At 37.4% G+C, this 18,006-nt stretch carries 19 protein-coding genes; 15 read left to right on the top strand and 4 right to left on the bottom strand.

Features of this window, described 5'->3' with window-relative positions:
* Window positions 1–47: 47 nt before the first annotated feature.
* The 4 genes from SOLCA_RS18390 to metK form a co-directional block, all read right to left on the bottom strand.
* A complete protein-coding gene (locus SOLCA_RS18390) occupies window positions 48–1,751 on the bottom strand; it encodes a tetratricopeptide repeat protein (RefSeq protein ID WP_014681978.1) in 1,704 nt (567 codons plus the stop codon).
* A 119-nt stretch (window positions 1,752–1,870) separates the two neighbouring features.
* A complete protein-coding gene (locus tag SOLCA_RS18385) occupies window positions 1,871–2,602 on the bottom strand; it encodes a lysophospholipid acyltransferase family protein (RefSeq protein WP_014681977.1) in 732 nt (243 codons plus the stop codon).
* A gap of 17 nt (window positions 2,603–2,619) precedes the next feature.
* The gene (locus SOLCA_RS18380; protein WP_014681976.1) at window positions 2,620–3,165 is read right to left on the bottom strand and encodes an NUDIX domain-containing protein; all 546 of its coding nucleotides are present in this window, start codon (window positions 3,163–3,165) and stop codon (window positions 2,620–2,622) included.
* Between the two features lie 49 nt (window positions 3,166–3,214).
* Entirely contained in the window at window positions 3,215–4,468 is a 1,254-nt protein-coding gene (metK, locus tag SOLCA_RS18375; protein WP_014681975.1) for a methionine adenosyltransferase, read from the bottom strand.
* Between the two features lie 288 nt (window positions 4,469–4,756).
* Here metK and SOLCA_RS18370 point away from each other — a divergent pair, with 288 nt between their 5' ends.
* The 15 genes from SOLCA_RS18370 to SOLCA_RS18300 all read left to right on the top strand — a co-directional run bounded on the left by SOLCA_RS18370 (window position 4,757) and on the right by SOLCA_RS18300 (window position 17,996).
* A complete protein-coding gene (locus tag SOLCA_RS18370; RefSeq protein WP_014681974.1) occupies window positions 4,757–5,644 on the top strand; it encodes a diacylglycerol/lipid kinase family protein in 888 nt (295 codons plus the stop codon).
* Between the two features lie 141 nt (window positions 5,645–5,785).
* Window positions 5,786–6,127, top strand: a complete 342-nt coding sequence (locus SOLCA_RS18365) for a translation initiation factor (protein ID WP_014681973.1) — start codon at window positions 5,786–5,788, stop codon at window positions 6,125–6,127.
* 152 nt (window positions 6,128–6,279) lie between these two features.
* A complete protein-coding gene (pckA, locus tag SOLCA_RS18360; protein WP_014681972.1) occupies window positions 6,280–7,896 on the top strand; it encodes a phosphoenolpyruvate carboxykinase (ATP) in 1,617 nt (538 codons plus the stop codon).
* Between the two features lie 580 nt (window positions 7,897–8,476).
* Window positions 8,477–9,313: a MotA/TolQ/ExbB proton channel family protein gene (locus SOLCA_RS18355; protein ID WP_014681970.1), complete on the top strand. Its 837-nt coding sequence runs from the start codon at window positions 8,477–8,479 to the stop codon at window positions 9,311–9,313.
* Window positions 9,314–9,384: 71 nt separating this feature from the next.
* The gene (locus tag SOLCA_RS18350; RefSeq protein WP_014681969.1) at window positions 9,385–10,002 is read left to right on the top strand and encodes an ExbD/TolR family protein; all 618 of its coding nucleotides are present in this window, start codon (window positions 9,385–9,387) and stop codon (window positions 10,000–10,002) included.
* A 29-nt stretch (window positions 10,003–10,031) separates the two neighbouring features.
* Entirely contained in the window at window positions 10,032–10,673 is a 642-nt protein-coding gene (locus tag SOLCA_RS18345) for an ExbD/TolR family protein (RefSeq protein ID WP_014681968.1), read from the top strand.
* Window positions 10,674–10,693: 20 nt separating this feature from the next.
* Window positions 10,694–11,512, top strand: a complete 819-nt coding sequence (locus tag SOLCA_RS18340) for an energy transducer TonB (protein ID WP_014681967.1) — start codon at window positions 10,694–10,696, stop codon at window positions 11,510–11,512.
* Between the two features lie 26 nt (window positions 11,513–11,538).
* Window positions 11,539–11,775, top strand: a complete 237-nt coding sequence (locus SOLCA_RS23280; RefSeq protein WP_014681966.1) for a hypothetical protein — start codon at window positions 11,539–11,541, stop codon at window positions 11,773–11,775.
* Window positions 11,768–12,748 (top strand): PstS family phosphate ABC transporter substrate-binding protein, encoded by a 981-nt coding sequence (locus SOLCA_RS18330; RefSeq protein ID WP_042480149.1) that lies wholly within the window; start codon window positions 11,768–11,770, stop codon window positions 12,746–12,748. Before SOLCA_RS23280 ends, SOLCA_RS18330 begins: the two co-directional genes overlap by 8 nt.
* Before the next feature lie 14 nt (window positions 12,749–12,762).
* Window positions 12,763–14,385 carry a tetratricopeptide repeat protein gene (locus SOLCA_RS18325; RefSeq protein ID WP_014681964.1) on the top strand — a complete coding sequence of 541 codons (1,623 nt, stop codon included), beginning with the start codon at window positions 12,763–12,765 and terminating at the stop codon, window positions 14,383–14,385.
* 120 nt (window positions 14,386–14,505) lie between these two features.
* Entirely contained in the window at window positions 14,506–14,880 is a 375-nt protein-coding gene (locus SOLCA_RS18320) for an NADH-quinone oxidoreductase subunit A (protein ID WP_014681963.1), read from the top strand.
* A gap of 121 nt (window positions 14,881–15,001) precedes the next feature.
* The gene (locus SOLCA_RS18315; protein WP_014681962.1) at window positions 15,002–15,544 is read left to right on the top strand and encodes an NADH-quinone oxidoreductase subunit B; all 543 of its coding nucleotides are present in this window, start codon (window positions 15,002–15,004) and stop codon (window positions 15,542–15,544) included.
* 1 nt (window position 15,545) lies between these two features.
* The gene (locus SOLCA_RS18310) at window positions 15,546–16,049 is read left to right on the top strand and encodes an NADH-quinone oxidoreductase subunit C (protein WP_014681961.1); all 504 of its coding nucleotides are present in this window, start codon (window positions 15,546–15,548) and stop codon (window positions 16,047–16,049) included.
* Window positions 16,050–16,138: 89 nt separating this feature from the next.
* Entirely contained in the window at window positions 16,139–17,347 is a 1,209-nt protein-coding gene (locus SOLCA_RS18305) for an NADH-quinone oxidoreductase subunit D (RefSeq protein ID WP_014681960.1), read from the top strand.
* Window positions 17,348–17,489: 142 nt separating this feature from the next.
* Window positions 17,490–17,996 (top strand): NADH-quinone oxidoreductase subunit NuoE family protein, encoded by a 507-nt coding sequence (locus SOLCA_RS18300; RefSeq protein ID WP_014681959.1) that lies wholly within the window; start codon window positions 17,490–17,492, stop codon window positions 17,994–17,996.
* Window positions 17,997–18,006 lie beyond the last annotated feature (10 nt).

The following is an 18,006-nucleotide window of genomic DNA, read 5'->3' as shown; positions in this document are numbered from 1 at the left end:
TCAGACGCACTCATCTTTGTGAATGTTGCATGTTAATTCAAAAAAAATTAAAATCTCGAACTAGTTAGTTTAAGATCACTATTGGCAAAGGCTTTATCATATCTTTTTTTTATGATTTCGGCTTCTGATGTTTTGTTTTCAGCTTTAAGAGTTTGATATAAACCAAATAAAGACCAACCATTATCGGGATATTTCTTTAACGCTTTATTATAAACTGATTCAGCTTCTGTAAATCTGTTGTTTTCCAATAAAATTGCCCCGTAATTATTTCTTACCGGATTAGGCCAGTCAAAGGGTTCATTGTAAACTAATGCATCTTCTTGTTTTATGGCTTTTTGTAAGGGTAAGAGTGCTTTTGAATAATCTTTCTTTGCAGCATAAAATTCACCTTCTAACACATCAGCAGCAATCTGGAGTAATTTGGATGCAGTGTTGGTTTGCCATATGGCTAACTCTTGCATTTCTTTTGCGGCAATAAGCCCCAGTAATTCCGAATGTTCTTTTAGAACACTATCTGGCTTATTGGTTTTTACATATGCCATGCCTTTTGCATAATGATACAGACCCTGCAGGTATTTATATTTTTCGGCTGGAGCTTTCTCTTTTAAAATGTCATCCCATAAACCAAATCGTACCATTGCAAAGTAATAAGTTGAATACAGATGCTGTGCATAACCGGAGAAAAGGGGATCGTCAAGAAATTCCGGAGGAATTGATTTTTGTAGTAATCTTGCATTGGCCAGGGCTTCTTTACTTTTTCCTTCCAATGCCAGGGTGGTGTATAAAAAATGAATATTATGCTCCGGATAAGCAACGCTTTTCATACCATCCTTAAGGCTTTTAGTATCCACTGATATAGCTTCTCTGTTTACAGAAGACCCTTTATCATATTGTCCGGTTTGCACATAAATATGTGAAGGCATGTGTACCAAATGTCCAGCACCTGGAACCAATGTTTGAAGACGATCTGCGGAAGCGAGACCCCGGCCCGGCTTGTCAGATGCTTCTACCGCATGTATGTAGAAATGATTGGCGCCGACATGACTTGGATCTTTCTTGAGCACGGTCTCTAATGTTTCAACTATTTCATTTGTCCAAGGTTTAGGTTTTCCTTCAGCAGTCCAAAAATCCCAGGGATGAATATCCATTAGCGATTCGGCATATAAGGTTAATGCATCAAGATCTGAAGGATATTTTTCTTTCACGAGTTTCATTGCGGCGGCATAATCCTTATCAAGCTGCACTCTGTCTGCTTTGGGGTCTTTGCTGTAGCGCTTAGCAATTGCATCAATGTAGGCCTGCTCCGTTTCAGTGCTTTTGCCTTTTAATGACAATGCCTTTTGAACTAGCTGATAAACCTCTTCAGTTTTTGTGGGATCCATTGGCATATTAATGTTTGGACCCATACTTAATGCCTGTCCCCAATAAGCCATGGCCATTTCAGGATCTAATCGGGCTGCTTCTTTAAATGACCTGTAAGCTTCCGGGTGATTAAAGCCATAGTAAAGAATGATTCCCTGATTGAAATATTTGGCTGCAAAATCATTTTTGGTACTGACCTTTAAATGATGCATTCCTAAGCCATTGTATAAGGCTGGCCTCGAAGTATCTGCCATGTCAATTGAAAACCCATAGCAAAGCGGAATAGATGAGGGTGCTTTAGTTTGAAGGCTTTCTTTAGAGATAATTACAGAAGATGAGCTGCCCGTGAGAATTATAGGCAGTACAATTAGTAAGAATAGGTTTTTCATTCTTTTTTTAGATTGAATAACCTAATTTACTAAAATATTTTACTGATAGTCAATAGATTAATTTAGGTATTTTGGGTATTGGATTACATAATTAATAAGGTGCAATCCAATACCTGTAATTAGTTAACCTCTGCTTTTACTGCATCTTCGGCTTCTTGTACAATAGTCTCCATTTCCTTTCCTTCTGGTTCAATGCCCGGAAGTACAGTCCAGCTTACATGTTCACCAACCGACATTGGGAATTTACCCCAACGATTTAGTTTCCAAGTGTTTTTGATGGCAATCGGAACAATTAAGGAATTTGGAGCTTTCTTTAACAATACGTTTATTCCGCCAATTGCAAAGCGTTTCATTGTTCCATTTTTGGAACGTGTTCCTTCAGGGAAAATGGCCACGCCATAGTTATGCTGTGAAATGAGTTTTCCTAGTTTGGCGATTTCTGTTAATGCCTGTTTAGAATCTTTGCGATTAATTAATGCAGCTCCGCTGTGTCGCAAGTTGTAAGAAATACTTGGTATACCTTTTCCTAATTCAATTTTTGAAACAAATTTGGGATAATAATGACGGAGAAACCAGATGATGCCAGGTATGTCAAACATACTTTGGTGATTGGCAGTAAATATTATAGGGCGATCAGTTGGAGGTGTAAACTTAAAATTTACGCTTATTCTTGTTCCAAGAATAATCAAACTGTATAAAAGGAAAAAGTTAAGAATATCAACCGATTTTTTATGAGCTTCTCTCCCAAAAACCTTTAGAGCAATTATCTGAACAATATGAAATATGCCTAACATCAGGCCAAAAGCTAAATAAAAGATGGGGGTTAATATATATCCGAATAGTTTCTTCATGCTTTTTGTAAAAGAATTTAAAAAAGTAAGTGTTTAATTTTTAAGATGGCAGCTACTGTAATTGAATCGGTGATTTCTCCGGTCATTACCATATTAAAAGCATCATTAAAATGAATTTTCTTTATTGAAAGTTGCTCTGTTTCTTCGGGTTCGGCTTCATGTTGGGTTAAACCCTGCGCAAGGTAGACAAAGGCTTTTTCATCAGAAACTGAATTAGATAAATGTAACTCCTGAACCAAGCTCCAGGTTTCAGCTTTTAGCCCCGTCTCTTCTAATAATTCACGTTTGGCAGATTCAAGAGGATCAACTCCTAGCGGTCCTCCACCTTCCGGCAGTTCCCAGCTATAACCATTAGTGGCATATCTGTATTGTCCCACCAACCAAATATTACCTTCACCATCAATTGGAACAATGCCGATAGCGTAATTTTTGAATGAAACAACACCATATATCCCATTTCCACCGGATGGATTTATCACCCTGTGTTCTGTTAATTTTATCCAAGGATTATCATAAATCTCGGTTGAGTTCAATGTTTTCCATGGGTTAATCGATTCTTGCATTGCGCAAAAATAAAAAATCCCTCCAAGTTAAGTGGAGGGATTCAATTTTCTATAAGCCGAAAGCTTGTTTTATTTTATCTACGTAGTCGAGTTTTTCCCAGGTGAACAATTCCACTTCTTTGGAAATTGATCTTCCATCAGGTAAAGAGAACGACTTACTTACCACTTCGTTCTTACGACCCATGTGACCATAGGCCGCAGTTTCCTGGTAAATTGGATTTCTTAATTTTAAGCGTTCTTCAATAAAATAAGGACGCATATCAAAAATTTCACTCAGTTTATTAGCAATTTCACCATCAGTTAAGCCAACTTTAGCAGATCCATAGGTATTTACATATAATCCCATTGGCTTTGCAACGCCAATAGCATAAGATACTTGTACCAAAGCTTCACTACAAACACCTGATGCTACCAGGTTTTTTGCAATATGACGAGTTGCATAAGCTGCAGAACGGTCAACTTTTGATGGATCTTTACCCGAGAATGCGCCGCCACCATGAGCTCCTTTACCACCATAAGTATCAACGATGATCTTACGGCCCGTTAATCCGGTGTCGCCATGTGGACCGCCAATAACAAACTTACCGGTTGGATTAATATGGTAGTTGATATTATCAGTGAATAACTTTTGAATCTCCGGTTTTTGCTTAGCCTTAACACGAGGAATCAAAATATTAATGATATCATCAGTAATCTTCTTAGCCATCACGTCTTCTGTATCGAATTCATCATGTTGAGTTGAAACAACGATCGCATCAATACGAACAGGTTTGTGGTCATCCGAATATTCAATCGTTACCTGCGATTTAGCATCTGGACGTAAATAAGTGATATCCTTATTTTCGCGACGCAATGCAGCAAGTTCAATTAATAGTTGATGAGCAATATCTAACGCCAAAGGCATATAGTTATCGGTTTCGTTTGTGGCATAACCAAACATCATTCCCTGGTCGCCCGCACCCTGATCTTCAGGTTTTGTTCGCTCAACACCTTGGTTTATATCACTTGATTGCTCATGAATAGCCGACAATACACCGCACGAATTGGCTTCGAACATGTATTCACTTTTGGTGTAACCAATTTTGCGAATAACATCACGGGCTATTTGCTGTACATCTAAATACGTTTTAGATTTAACCTCTCCTGCTAAAACAACCTGACCAGTGGTAACAAGTGTTTCACAAGCAACCTTCGAATTCGGATCAAAAGCCAGAAAGTTATCAATTAAAGCATCTGAAATTTGATCGGCAACTTTATCCGGATGTCCTTCTGATACTGACTCCGAAGTGAATAAATAAGCCATATACTTCTAAAAATCTATTTGGTAAATTTTATTAACTGATGTGCTTCTTGTGAGGAAAAAATGCAGATTATTAGTTTTTAGCATTTTTTTAACGTGGTTGCAAGCAATCAAATCAGTCCACTAACTGGCGCAAAATTAGTAAATATTTTATATCCGAATAATTAATTATAAAATATTTAATCTATAGGATTGATAGATATATAAAATAGGTACTCATTTTTACACATAAGTCAGTATTCAAAACACGGTATATTTTATTCATCTTTGTAATCTGTTAACAACATTAAAGTGCGGAAAAATATTCTGTTTGTAATAAACCCCATTTCAGGAGGTAAAAGTAAGAAACGTGTTGAGCAACTCATCATTGATAATTTAGATCATGAAAAGTACGAGTATGAAATGGCTTATTCAAACGCCGTTGATCATGCTCGAAAATTATCTCGTTCGGCTGTTCATTTAGGCTTTGACACAGTTGCTGCTGTTGGAGGAGACGGAACCGTTAATGAAGTTGCGAAAGGCATAATGAGTATTAATGCTAATGCCGAATTAGGAATAATTCCATTTGGCTCTGGAAATGGTTTAGCTCGTCACCTTCGCATTCCAATGGACGTGAAAAAGGCGATTGATGTTTTAAACCAGAACACTGTAAAAGTTATTGATACAGCTACTTTAAATGGGGAGCCATTTTTTAATATGGCAGGTGTTGGTTTCGATGCTCATATCAGTGCCATGTTTGCTCATAATAAAAAACGTGGATTATCAGGCTATGTTAAATCTGTTTTCAGGGAGTTGAATAATTACAATTCCGATGACTATGAGTTAACAGTTGATGGAAAGTCAATGAGTAAAAAGGCATTCATGATCAGCTTTGCTAATTCAACTCAATTCGGTAACAATGCACACATTGCGCCTTTGGCAGATATTTCTGACGGACTATTAGATGTGGCAATCGTTAAGCCGTTTCCATTTTATCAGTTCCCGATGTTAGCATGGCGACTTATGTCAGGCACCGCACATCGGTCGGCTTTTGTGGAAGTTATAAAGGCTAAAGAAATAAAAGTAATACGGAAAGAAAATGGCGCTGTTCACCTTGATGGGGAACCTAAAATGCTAAATGGGCAAATCGATATTAAAATAAGGCCACTTTCACTTAAAGTCTTGGTGCCTTCATTATAGTTTTGATTATTAACCTGATAGGCAAATAAGCCCTTTTCTTTAAAGTTCTAATAGCACTTTAAAGAAACAAAAATAACCAATATTTATATAGTATACCCCAGAGAAGGGCATCATAAACGAAAGTATTGATACTATACTGAGATGAAAAAGAATAAGAATATTTCAGGGATTATGTTTTCAACAGATCCAAACTTTGAATACCAGTTTGAGGATAACGAAGTTCAGGAAACACTGCCTCCGAACCAACAAAATTTACGAGTACAACTAGATAAAAAACAACGAGGAGGAAAGGCGGTCACATTAGTTACAGGTTTTATCGGTACTGATACTGATCTTCAGGATTTAGGTAAAATGTTGAAGTCAAAATGTGGTGTCGGAGGGACAGTAAAAGACGGAGAAATTCTTGTTCAAGGTGACTTCCGAGAAAAGATTATGGAAATTCTGCAAAAACTTAATTATAAAGTAAAAAAAATTGGTGGTTAATATTCACTTCTAAATTCTTCTCCTATTTAATTTAAAGGCATTTTTTAAATAGTGTATTTTAAACGCTATCTACCTTTTATAGACAAAGTGAATTTGGCTTTTTAGCCTATTTTGCACATTTTTGCCTTACCAATCAATCAAATAACTTTTTTATGGAGAATGAATTAGGATTCAAGGCTCCGCATGCTACATTGTCTGCTATTGGCTTGAGTAATGTAGCCGCCGCCTATTGGAACTTATCACCAGCCGAACTTGTTGAAGAGGCCATTTGTCGCGGGGAAGGACATTTGGTGGATTCTGGCGCATTATCAATTGACACCGGCGAATTTACCGGACGCTCTCCCAAAGATCGCTTTATCGTTTGTGATGATATTACTGAGGACGCCGTATGGTGGGGTGATATCAACATCAAATTCGAGCCAACAAAATTCGATCATTTATTGCATCGCTTACAAGCGTATTTAGGAGGCAAAGAGGTTTTTGTTCGTGATGCTTATGCATGTGCAGACCAAAATTATCGTCTGAATATTCGTGTTGTTACTGAAACAGCTTACCAGAGTTTATTCGCTAATAACTTGTTTCTTCGCCCTACCAAAGAAGAAATTGAAAAATTTGATCCGGAATGGACAATCATTGCTGCTCCTGGATTTAAAGCTGATCCTGAAATCGATGGAACTCGCCAACACAATTTTGCTGTATTAAACTTTACACGCAAAATGATCATTATTGGTGGTACCGGTTATACAGGTGAGATCAAGAAAGGAATTTTCTCTGCACTCAACTTTATTTTACCACATCAGAAGCAAGTGCTGTCAATGCATTGCTCTGCTAATATTGGTAAAGATGGAGATACTGCCATTTTCTTTGGATTATCCGGTACAGGTAAAACAACCTTGTCTGCCGATCCGGAAAGAGCGCTTATCGGTGATGATGAGCATGGTTGGGCAGGGGATACGGTGTTTAATTTTGAAGGAGGTTGCTATGCTAAATGTGTAGACCTTACCGCAGAAAAAGAACCACAGATATATAATGCCATTAAATTCGGATCACTATTAGAAAATACACGCTGCTTTGCAGGTACTTCGACTGTCGATTTCTCTAATATTGAAGTAACGGAAAACACACGTGTATCATATCCTATAGATTATATTGATAACGCGGTAAAACCTTCTGTAGGAAGTACACCTAGGAATATATTCTTTTTAACAGCTGATGCATTTGGAGTTTTACCTCCAATTTCAAAGCTTTCCAAATCACAAGCAATGTTCCACTTCATTTCGGGGTATACTGCAAAAGTAGCCGGAACAGAAGCTGGAGTAACTGAACCACAGGCAACTTTCTCTGCTGGATTCGGTAAGGCGTTCTTGCCATTGCATCCAACACGTTATGCAGATCTGTTAGGAAAGAAAATGGATGAACACAACGTAAATGTATGGTTGATTAATACAGGTTGGACAGGAGGTCCTTATGGAATAGGTTCCCGTATGAAGCTTTCTTACACACGTGCCATGATCACAGCGGCATTAAAAGGAGAGCTTAATAATGTTGAATACATAACGGATACAATATTCGGTCTTCACACGCCAGTATCTTGTCCGAATGTACCTTCTGAAGTGTTGAACCCGCGTAATACCTGGGAAAATAAAGAAGCATATGACCAAAAAGCAAATGATTTGGCAAATCGCTTCATCAAAAATTTTGAACAATTTGCAGATGTTGCTAGTAATGAAATGAAAGAAGCATTACCAGTAGTATCTGTTCAAGTTTAATCTTTTATAATAGTTTGTGTTTGCAATAAGTCCCGGCTTGCCGGGACTTTGTTTTTATGTATAAAAACTAAATTTTATACAAAATTTATTGCCTGCAAGCGGTACAATATCAAAATATAAAAGATATCTTGTGACTATTGTCAGACGAAAAGGATGTAATTGTTATTAAATTTCGCCATCTTCACATAAACATAAATTTGTAAGATTGGTAAAATTTGAAAGACACTCAACTAGAAAGGATGCTGATTTTAATAGAAATAAAATAATGTAAATAAAATAGAATAGTGTAAATTATTGATATTAAATGGTTTATTTTTGTTAATTGAATCTTTAACTTAACACAATGCAATTGTTAATGATTCGTTAATAGTAGGAAAGCTATTTTTATCGCTTTTTTCACGGTTCGGAAAAATATAATTTTGACAACGAGGCTTTTGGCTAAATGTTAAATAATTAAGAATCGTTGAAAAAAAATTTTTTATTATCGAAAAACTAATATTTTTGCAAACGCTCAAAAAAATAAATAGCATAATTGAAACTTAATTAAGTAATTAAAGATTAATTAAATTTTTTAAAAACAATGGCAAACGCAGCACAACAAACAGCTAAAAAAGTAGAGAACGCTAAGTTCAATTCAAATTTTGCGGCTTGGGTAATCCCTACCTGTATCGCGGTAGGTATCTTGATTTACATTTTCGTTTTAGGTAACCCGTCAAACTTTGAGGGTGGAGTAGTAGGTGGACATCCTATAGCAGAAGGTGCTGGACACTATTTGGGTCTTGTGTACATGGGTGGTTATGTAGTTCCAATTCTATTGTCATTGGTATTAATTAACCTAACCGTAGCAATTGAGCGTTTAATTACAATCTCTGCAGCTTCAGGTAAAGGTTCAGCTCAGGCTTTCGTTTCTAAGATCCGCTCATTATTAGGCGCTGGTAACGTTGACGCAGCTATCAAAGAGTGCGACATTCAAAAAGGTTCAGTTGCTAACGTTGTTAAATCTACTTTGGTTAAATACAAAGAGATGGAAAACGAAGCTGGTTTAGATGTTGACCAAAGAATTTTAGCTATTCAGAAAGAAATTGAAGAGTCAACTACTCTTGAATTACCTATGTTAGAGAAAAACTTGGTTATTACTGCAACTTTAGCATCAGTATCAACTCTATTCGCTCTATTAGGTACTGTATTAGGTATGATTAAAGCGTTCTCGGCATTAGGTAACAGTGGAGCTCCAGATTCAGCAGCTCTAGCGGTTGGTATCTCTGAGGCACTTATCAATACTGCATTAGGTATCGGTAACTCAGCTCTTGCAACTGTATTCTACGCTTACTTTACAACTCGTATCGATACTATTACTTACGCAATTGACGAAGCTGGTTATAGCATTATTCAAACTTTTGCTGCTAAACATAAATAAGAAATTCTTGTTTAGGTATTAGTAACCAGACAATTAATACAATATTTATTCGTTAATTAATAGAAAAATAGATGGGAAAAGTTAAAGTTCCACGTAAAAGTACATATGTCGACATGACCGCTATGACCGACGTGGCTTTCCTGTTGTTGACCTTCTTTATGTTGGCAACACAGTTTAAGCCTGAGGAAGCAGTGATTGTTGATACCCCGTCTTCTACGTCGGAAATAAAACTTCCTGAATCCAAAGTAATTCAGATTACGCTTGACAAAAATGGCAGAATCTTCTTTGGATTAGAAGGAATTGAATTTAGAAAAGCCCTACTGGATAATATAGCTTCTAAAAGACAGATTACTTTCACGCCACAAGAGAAAGAGGAATTTGGTCAGTTAGCTAACTTTGGAACTCCACTTAACGAGTTAAAAAGTTATTTAGCAATGAACAAAGATCAACGCAAGGCATACAATGAACAAGCAAAAGGTGTTCCTTGTGACTCTACTCAAAATGCGACAAATGAATTGAAAGACTGGTTAATTGAAGCACGTCGTGTAACTAATAGCACCGCAGTTATTGCTATTAAAGGCGACCGTGATGCCAATTACCCTGTTGTAAAAAACATCATTTCTACGTTGCAGGCTCAAAAAGCAAACCGTTTTAACTTTATTACCAATATGGAGCAAGCTCCACAATAGTGTTGAACTCTTAAAAAGAAATTTGAGCAATGGCAGATATAGATACCTCCGGGGGCGGTGGCAAACATAAAGGTGGAAAGAAAAGAGGCAAGAAACTTTCAACCAGGGTAGATTTTACTCCCATGGTTGACTTGGGTTTCCTACTGATTACTTTCTTCATGTTGACCACTTCAATGAGTAAACCCTCAACAATGGAGATTAATATGCCTTTCAAGGATGAGAAAATGAATGTCGATGATCAAACTAAGATCAAAGAATCTCAGGCTATGACTATCCTTTTAACAGGCAAAGATCAGATCGTCTACTATTTTGGTATAGGTGATAAGGTTCAAAATCCTTTGGTAACGGACTATTCTCGTAATGGTATTCGTAAAATATTATTAGAAGAAAGTAAAAAACGTAACCCTTCAATTGATTCAATCAGCATTTATAGAACTATGTTGAAGGAGAAGAGGATAAATGAAGAGACTTACAAAAAGAACGTATCCAGAATTAAGGCATTTAAAGATGGCATTATCGTATTGATAAAATCAGACGATAAATCAAGGTATAAAAACCTTGTGGACATCTTGGATGAGATGAACATTACCAACATTGGTCGTTATGCCATTGTTGATATTGCACCTGGTGATCTGAAAATGATTAATGAAAATCCTTACGTTAAAAAGTAAGATAAAAACATTGTCAAAAAATGGCAGGAAAAATTGATTTAGAAGATAGCAGGTGGTGCGAGCACGTTTTTGAGGGACGTAATAAAGCGTATGGTGCTTACGATCTTCGTAAGTCGTACTCTAAAAACATGAAGAAAGGGACTGTATTGGCCATTGTCTTCTTCTCTCTTTGCGTTGCTGCTCCAGTAATTGCTAAGTTAATCTCAGGTGTAATGCCTGAAGATAACGATATAAAAGTGGTACAGGCCAACGAGTTGATGGCTCCACCTCCGGTGGACAAAACTCAACCACCACCACCACCACCACCATCAGAACCACCGCCACCACCGGTACGTTCAACTATTAAGTTTACGCCACCAGTAGTTGTTGAGGATAAGAAGGTAGTGGATGAACCACCTCCGGTTCAAGAGGAAATTAAGGCTGAAGTTAGTACTCAAACCGTAAAAGGTAACGATGATGCTCCGCCTAAAATTGAAGAACCTGTAGTAGGAACAGGTGGAGGTGAAGCTGTTGAGGATACTCAAGAAATCTTCTACCACGTAGAAGAAAGTCCGGAGTACCCAGGCGGTATGGATCAGATCGGTAAATTCATTGGTAAAACCCTTCGTTACCCTCCTATGGCTCGTGAAAACGGTGTTCAAGGTCGTGTAACTGTTTCTTTCGTTGTTGAGAAAGATGGTTCAATCACTGACGTACAAGTATTGCGTGGTATTGGCTCAGGTTGCGACGAAGAAGCGGTACGTGTGGTAAAAGCCATGCCAAAATGGAAAGCAGGTAAGCAAAATGGTAAAGCCGTTAGGGTTCACTTCAACTTACCAATTATGTTCCGTTTGGACTAATTATTAAATCAAATTTGAAAGCTCTGATGGAGCAGAAATCTGAGAATAACTTTAAGCAAAAATCGCCGAAAGAGCGATTTTTGCTAATTTTAGGGGTAGCCTTTATCGCAGCTTATTTCGTACTGGGAGCAATGGTCATTTTTATGCCTACAGTACTTGCCGGGTTGCCTAAAGACAGAAAATTAATCTTGGGATGCGCCCTTATTTTGTATGGTGCGTTCAGATGTTATCGACTTGTCAAAAAGAATTCCGAATATGAATAGTTCTCTTTTAAATAAGAAAAGCACTGGGTTGGTGTTCGCGCTGGTTGCAATTTTTACTTTTAGCTGTACAAATAGCAATCAAAAAGATAAGCAAAAACCTCTTGATACTACGACATCAGGCGAAATCAGTATTTCGGTAGATGAAACATTTCAGCCGATTATTGAAGCTGAACTTGATGTGATGCACTCAATTTACCCTAAGGCTAAAATCAATGCGCATTATAAGTCGGAAACCGACGCAATAAATGATTTGTTAAAGGATTCAGCCCGAGTAGCTGTTGTTACAAGAGAACTTACAGATGAAGAGTTAAAACCTCTAAAAGCAAATAATATTGTAGTAAGAAGCCATAAGTTTGCCATTGATGCAGTTGCTTTAATTGTTAATCCTGCAAACAATGATTCTACACTTTCAATGAATGATGTCAGAGATGTGTTTAATGGTTCAGCTGTTAAATGGAGTGACCTTAATGACAAGCTATCAAAAGACGAAATTTCTGTAGTATTTGATAATCCAAATTCAAGTACTGTACGCTACATGAAGGAGATAGCAGGAAAAGATCAATTTTCTGCAAAAAACTTCTTTGCTATGAAAACGAATGCTGAAGTAATTGATTACGTTAGCAAACACAAAAATGCATTGGGTGTAATTGGTGTGAATTGGATTAGTGATGCAGATGATGCAACTGTTAATGGATTTCTTAAGAAAATTAAAGTTGTAGCTGTTTCACCGGATCCGGATCAACCAGGCTTTGGAGAGTATAGAAAACCGTACCAGGCATATATTGCTCAAAAATTTTATCCCTTAGTAAGAAGGGTTTATGTTTTGAGTAGAGAGTCGCACATGGGCTTAGGTACAGGTTTTGTAGCTTTTGTAGTAAGTGATAAGGGGCAGCGAATTGTTTTAAAGTCTGGACTGGTTCCTGTTACAATGCCAATTCGCTTGGTTCAACTTGATAATAGTTTGTTTCAGTAAAATAATTAGTTATTATGAAAATGATTAAAAGGGCTTTGAACATATCTGCGGCGTTGTTTTTTATGACCGGAGTAGTATATGCTCAGTCGATCAGCGATGCCAGAAAAGCCATTGAAGTAGAACAGTTTGAAAAGGCAAAGGCGATTTTGGGTAAACTTGCTCAAAACCCTGAAACTGCAGCTGAGAGTCAGTATTACTTAGGTGACGTTTATTTAAAAACGTTAGAGCTAGACTCAGCTCAAGTATTTTTTGATAAAGGTGTGGCAACAAATCCCCAATTTCCACTAAATTATGTGGGACAAGGAAAGTTGAATATTTTGAATAAAAATTTTGCACAGGCAAAACCTTTATTTGATAAAGCTATTGCTTTAGGTCAGAAGGAAAAGGACTATCGCCCGTATCTTGAAACTGCAAGAGCTTATGCATTAGCAGGTGAAGATGGTGATGCAGCTTCCATTGAAACTGCAATCAGCTATGTAGAGCAAGCTAAGAAAATTGCTCCCAAAAGTGCTGAAGTTTATACAGCTTTAGGTGATGCTTATTTGTTAAAAAAGGATGCTAACAATGCAATCGCGAATTATAACAAAGCACTTGATTTAGATAAGAATTATCTGCGTGCGTATGTAGCTCAATCACATATTTACCGCGGTGCTCAAAGTTATGAGTCGGCAATGGCTCCTTTAGAAAAGGCACTTTCAATTGATGATAAATATGCTCCTGCTTACCGTGAGTTAGCTGAATTATATTATTCATCAGCTCAGTATAGCAAGGCTATTGATATTTACAAGAACAAGTATATGCCATTGACTGATGCTTCTTGTAACTCACAGACTCGCTATGCTTCAACATTATTCTTGGCTAAACAGTATCAATCTGCTTACGATGAGATCAATATGTTGATGAAAACTTGCCAGGTTAAACCGGTGATGTATCGTTTATTAGCTTATTCAGCCTATGAGATCAAGAAGCCTAAAGAAGCCTATGATGCAATGAATACGTTTTTCCAAAAACAAGCAGCATCAGGTGTAATTACTTCTGATTATGAGTACATGGCAAAAATTTTGTCTGAAAATAAAATGGACTCATTGGCGATCAACTATTTGCAAAAAGCATTAGAAAAAGATCCTTCTAAAGTTGATTTGTACCCAATGTTAGGTAAAATGAGTTTTACGGCCAAAAATTTCCCATTAGCTATTTCAACCTACGAAAAATACATTGCTACTCCAGCTAAGAAAACTCCAACTGATTATCTTTATTATGGTTTAGCAGCTTTATACTCGAAGGATTATAAAAAGGCAGATAGTGCATTTGCTAAAGTAAATGAGTTAAGCCCTACTTATGTTCCGGGTTATTTATACAGAGGACAAGCAAATTATAAGCTTGACGAGTCTAACAAGGAAGCATTAGCAAAGCCTTTCTATGAGAAAGTTATTGAATTAGGGGAGGCAGATAAAGCTAAAAATGCTAAGTCATTAATTGAAGCTTATCGCTATATGGGTGATTATACATACACCATTCAGAAAGATATTACGGCGTCAAAAGGATACTTTAGCAAGATTCTAGAGTTAGATCCGAATGATAAGCAGGCTCAGGAGGTATTAAATGCTTTAAATAAACCAGGCGGAAAGAACAAGTAATCAGCCAATAAGCATTTTCGAGTAAAAATTTCTCAATAAAATATTCAACTAAAGAGAAGGTTTGTTTTAAACTTACCTTCTCTTTCTTATTTTTGCAAAAAATCCATAAAAACGTACATTATGTTATTACTCGAGCAGTTGCCTTTAAACTACGCGCCTATAGCATTCCAATTTTTTGTAGCAATTGGATTTGTGGCAGTTACAATGTTGGCAACACACCTTATCGGTCCTAAACGCAAAACGTCTGATAAATTAACCCCATTTGAGTCGGGTGTTGAGGTTCAGGGAAATGCTCGTCAACCAATGTCTATTAAATACTTCCTGGTGGCAATTTTATTCGTTTTGTTCGACGTAGAGGTAATCTTTATGTATCCATGGGCCGTAAACTTTAAAGAGTTGGGCTTTATTGGCATGATGCAAATGTTCACCTTTATGGCATTTTTGCTTGTAGGGTTCATTTATATCATCAAAAAGGGTGCCCTTAAATGGGAATAGCCTTCTTAGAATCATTCTAAAAAGGTCTTTATGTTCTCTAGAACAATTATAGTCTGAATATTGTTGTATTTTTGTTACTCTTTTAGTTGTTAAAAGAGGTTTTTGAGAAAAATTTCATCGTATGAGCGATATTAAATTGGTTGAAGCCCCTCCGGGCATTGAAGGCGCTGGATTCTTTGCAACCTCTCTGGATAAAGCAGTGGGCTTGGCCCGTTCGTATTCTTTATGGCCACTTCCTTTCGCTACTTCTTGTTGCGGTATTGAATTTATGGCAACAATGGGTGCTCACTATGATTTAGCCCGTTTTGGAGCTGAACGTTTGAGTTTCTCTCCTCGTCAGGCTGACTTACTGATGGTAATGGGAACGATTGCCAAAAAAATGGCACCTGTTCTGCGCCAGGTATACTTGCAAATGGCAGAACCTCGTTGGGTTATGGCTGTAGGAGCTTGTGCTTCAAGTGGTGGTGTGTTTGACACTTATAGCGTATTGCAAGGTATTGATGAAATCATTCCGGTTGACGTTTATGTACCGGGTTGCCCTCCGCGTCCTGAAGGAATTATCGACGGATTAACTCGTATCCAGGAGTTGGTTCAGAATGAATCAATCCGACGCAGAGATTCTGATGAATACAAACAACTGTTAGCAAAGTACGGAATTCAATAGTATGGCAGAAGTTACCAACCAACTAATACTCGAAAAACTGCAAAATAAATTTGCAGACGCTATTTTTGACGTAAGCGAACCTCACGACTTACTAACTGTTAGTACTACAAAAGAGAATATACTTAACGTGATTCAATTCTTATATAATGATGAAGAATTGAAGTTTCGTTACTTGACTGATATATGTGGAGTTCATTATCCTGAGCAAGAATTAGCATTAGGGGTGATCTACCATCTTCATAGCTTAACAAAAAATGTGCGTGTCCGGATTAAGGTCTTTTTACCTGAATCAGCTCCGCGTATTACCACTCTTACCGGTTTATTTCTAGGGGCTAATTGGATGGAGCGTGAAACGTATGATTTTTACGGGATCATTTTTGAAGGTCACCCGGATCTTCGGCGGATCTTAAACGTTGATGATATGGTTGCTTTCCCAATGAGAAAAGAGTTTCCATTGGAAGATCCAAATCGTACGGATAAGAATGATGATTACTTCGGCCGCTAGTTAATTGGCTATAATCGATAGATAGTATTTTCCTGTAATTGTAAATTATACTGATTTACATTACATAAAAACATAATTCAAACAAAAGAATGGCTCACATTAAATTAGGAGACAATTCATTAGAGAAGGAAACCACCACCCTTAACCTGGGACCTACACACCCTGCAACGCATGGTGTATTCCAAAACGTTTTGGAGTTGGATGGTGAACGTATTGTTAGTGCTCAATCGACCATTGGTTATATTCACCGTGCCTTTGAGAAGATAGCGGAGCATCGTCCTTTCTATCAAATCACTCCTTTAACCGACCGTTTGAATTACTGTTCTGCTCCTATTAATAATATGGGCTGGCATATGACAGTAGAGAAGCTATTAGGCATCCAAACTCCTAAGCGTGTAGATTACATGCGTATTATTGTGATGGAGTTGAGTCGTATTGCCGATCACTTAGTTTGTAACTCAGTAATTGGAGTTGACTCTGGAGCTTTCACCGGTTTCTTGTACGTATTCCAAAAGCGTGAAGATATTTACGAAATCTTTGAAGAAATTTGTGGAGCACGCTTAACAACAAATATTGGCCGTATAGGTGGGTTTGAGCGTGATTTCAACGATAAAGCAATTGCTAAGATCAAGAAATTTATAGCAGAGTTTCCTGCAATTCTGAAAGAATTTGAGAGTTTATTTAACCGTAACAGGATATTCATCGACCGTTGTGTGGGTGTTTCAGCTGTAAGTGCTGAGAAAGCCCTTTCATATAGCTGGTCAGGACCAATTCTTCGTGCATGTGGTGTTGATTATGACGTACGTGTTGCAAAACCTTATTGCTCATACGAGGAGTTTGATTTTGAAATTCCTGTAGGAACTTCAGGCGATATCTACGATCGTTTCCTTGTGCGAAATGAAGAAATGTGGCAAAGCTTAAGCTTGATTAAGCAGGCATTGGATAAAATGGAGAAAGAACCTAAAGGAATATTCAATGCAGAGGTTCCTGATTATTGCCTTCCTCCTAAAGAAGATGTTTACAGCACCATGGAATCATTGATTTATCACTTTAAAATTGTGATGGGTGAAATTCCAGTTCCTAAAGCAGAAATTTATCACGCAGTAGAAGGAGGTAACGGAGAGTTAGGGTTCTATCTGATCACAGATGGAGGTCGTGCTCCTTTCCGCTTACATTTCCGTCGCCCAAGTTTTATTAACTATCAGGCCTATACAGATATCGCTAAAGGAGGAATGATTTCGGATGCGATTCTGGCTATGAGTAGTTTGAATGTGATCGCTGGGGAGCTTGACGCATAAAGAATTTGAGATAATAGTAACGGGACATCAGATCAATTGTGATATAGAATCCCTTTCTAAATAAAAATATTGCAAACGAGAATAGATGAAGATAAGGTTGTACTCTGTCTCAAATCATAGTTCTCACTTCTAAATAAAAAGAATGTTAGCAGTAAAAGAAATAAAATTTTCCGCCGAAGCGCTTAAAAAGGTTGATGAAATAATTGCGCGCTATCCGGAAGGCCGACAAAAATCAGCCTTGTTACCACTTTTACATTTGGCTCAGGAAGAATTTGGCTGGTGCAGTACTGAAACAATGGATTATGTAGCTTCATTTTTGGACATCAATCCCATTGAAGTGTATGAGGTAGCTTCATTCTACACTATGTTCCATTTAAAACCTTCAGGTAAATATGTATTGGAAGTTTGCCGGACAGGTCCCTGTTGTTTGGTTGGAGCTGAGAAAATTATTGATCATCTTGAGAAGAAATTAGGCGTGAAAGAAGGAGAAGTTACTCCTGATGGATTGTTTTCATTCAAAGGCGTTGAATGTTTGGCAGCATGTGGATACGGACCAGTATTGCAAATTGGCCCTGAATACACCTTTTATGAGAACTTAACAGTGGCAGGTGTTGATGAATTGATCACCCAGCTTAAAAACAAGAATTAACACGAGAGTT

This window comes from Solitalea canadensis DSM 3403, from assembly GCF_000242635.2.
Taxonomy (GTDB): domain Bacteria; phylum Bacteroidota; class Bacteroidia; order Sphingobacteriales; family Sphingobacteriaceae; genus Solitalea; species Solitalea canadensis.
The sequence above is the reverse complement of the archived record's forward strand: the minus strand, read 5'-3'. Positions and strand labels throughout refer to the sequence as shown.

Excerpts from the sequence above, each read along its gene's own strand:
- SOLCA_RS18320 (WP_014681963.1), top strand. The coding sequence starts at position 14,506 with ATGTTATTACTCGAGCAGTTGCCTTTAAACTACGCGCCTATAGCATTC.
- metK (WP_014681975.1), bottom strand. The coding sequence starts at position 4,468 with ATGGCTTATTTATTCACTTCGGAGTCAGTATCAGAAGGACATCCGGAT.
- SOLCA_RS18325 (WP_014681964.1), top strand. The coding sequence starts at position 12,763 with ATGAAAATGATTAAAAGGGCTTTGAACATATCTGCGGCGTTGTTTTTT.
- SOLCA_RS18310 (WP_014681961.1), top strand. The coding sequence starts at position 15,546 with ATGGCAGAAGTTACCAACCAACTAATACTCGAAAAACTGCAAAATAAA.
- SOLCA_RS18300 (WP_014681959.1), top strand. The coding sequence starts at position 17,490 with ATGTTAGCAGTAAAAGAAATAAAATTTTCCGCCGAAGCGCTTAAAAAG.
- SOLCA_RS18350 (WP_014681969.1), top strand. The coding sequence starts at position 9,385 with ATGGGAAAAGTTAAAGTTCCACGTAAAAGTACATATGTCGACATGACC.
- SOLCA_RS18365 (WP_014681973.1), top strand. The coding sequence starts at position 5,786 with ATGAAAAAGAATAAGAATATTTCAGGGATTATGTTTTCAACAGATCCA.
- SOLCA_RS23280 (WP_014681966.1), top strand. The coding sequence starts at position 11,539 with ATGGAGCAGAAATCTGAGAATAACTTTAAGCAAAAATCGCCGAAAGAG.
- SOLCA_RS18345 (WP_014681968.1), top strand. The coding sequence starts at position 10,032 with ATGGCAGATATAGATACCTCCGGGGGCGGTGGCAAACATAAAGGTGGA.
- SOLCA_RS18315 (WP_014681962.1), top strand. The coding sequence starts at position 15,002 with ATGAGCGATATTAAATTGGTTGAAGCCCCTCCGGGCATTGAAGGCGCT.
- SOLCA_RS18340 (WP_014681967.1), top strand. The coding sequence starts at position 10,694 with ATGGCAGGAAAAATTGATTTAGAAGATAGCAGGTGGTGCGAGCACGTT.
- SOLCA_RS18390 (WP_014681978.1), bottom strand. The coding sequence starts at position 1,751 with ATGAAAAACCTATTCTTACTAATTGTACTGCCTATAATTCTCACGGGC.
- SOLCA_RS18305 (WP_014681960.1), top strand. The coding sequence starts at position 16,139 with ATGGCTCACATTAAATTAGGAGACAATTCATTAGAGAAGGAAACCACC.
- SOLCA_RS18380 (WP_014681976.1), bottom strand. The coding sequence starts at position 3,165 with ATGCAAGAATCGATTAACCCATGGAAAACATTGAACTCAACCGAGATT.
- SOLCA_RS18385 (WP_014681977.1), bottom strand. The coding sequence starts at position 2,602 with ATGAAGAAACTATTCGGATATATATTAACCCCCATCTTTTATTTAGCT.
- SOLCA_RS18355 (WP_014681970.1), top strand. The coding sequence starts at position 8,477 with ATGGCAAACGCAGCACAACAAACAGCTAAAAAAGTAGAGAACGCTAAG.
- pckA (WP_014681972.1), top strand. The coding sequence starts at position 6,280 with ATGGAGAATGAATTAGGATTCAAGGCTCCGCATGCTACATTGTCTGCT.
- SOLCA_RS18330 (WP_042480149.1), top strand. The coding sequence starts at position 11,768 with ATGAATAGTTCTCTTTTAAATAAGAAAAGCACTGGGTTGGTGTTCGCG.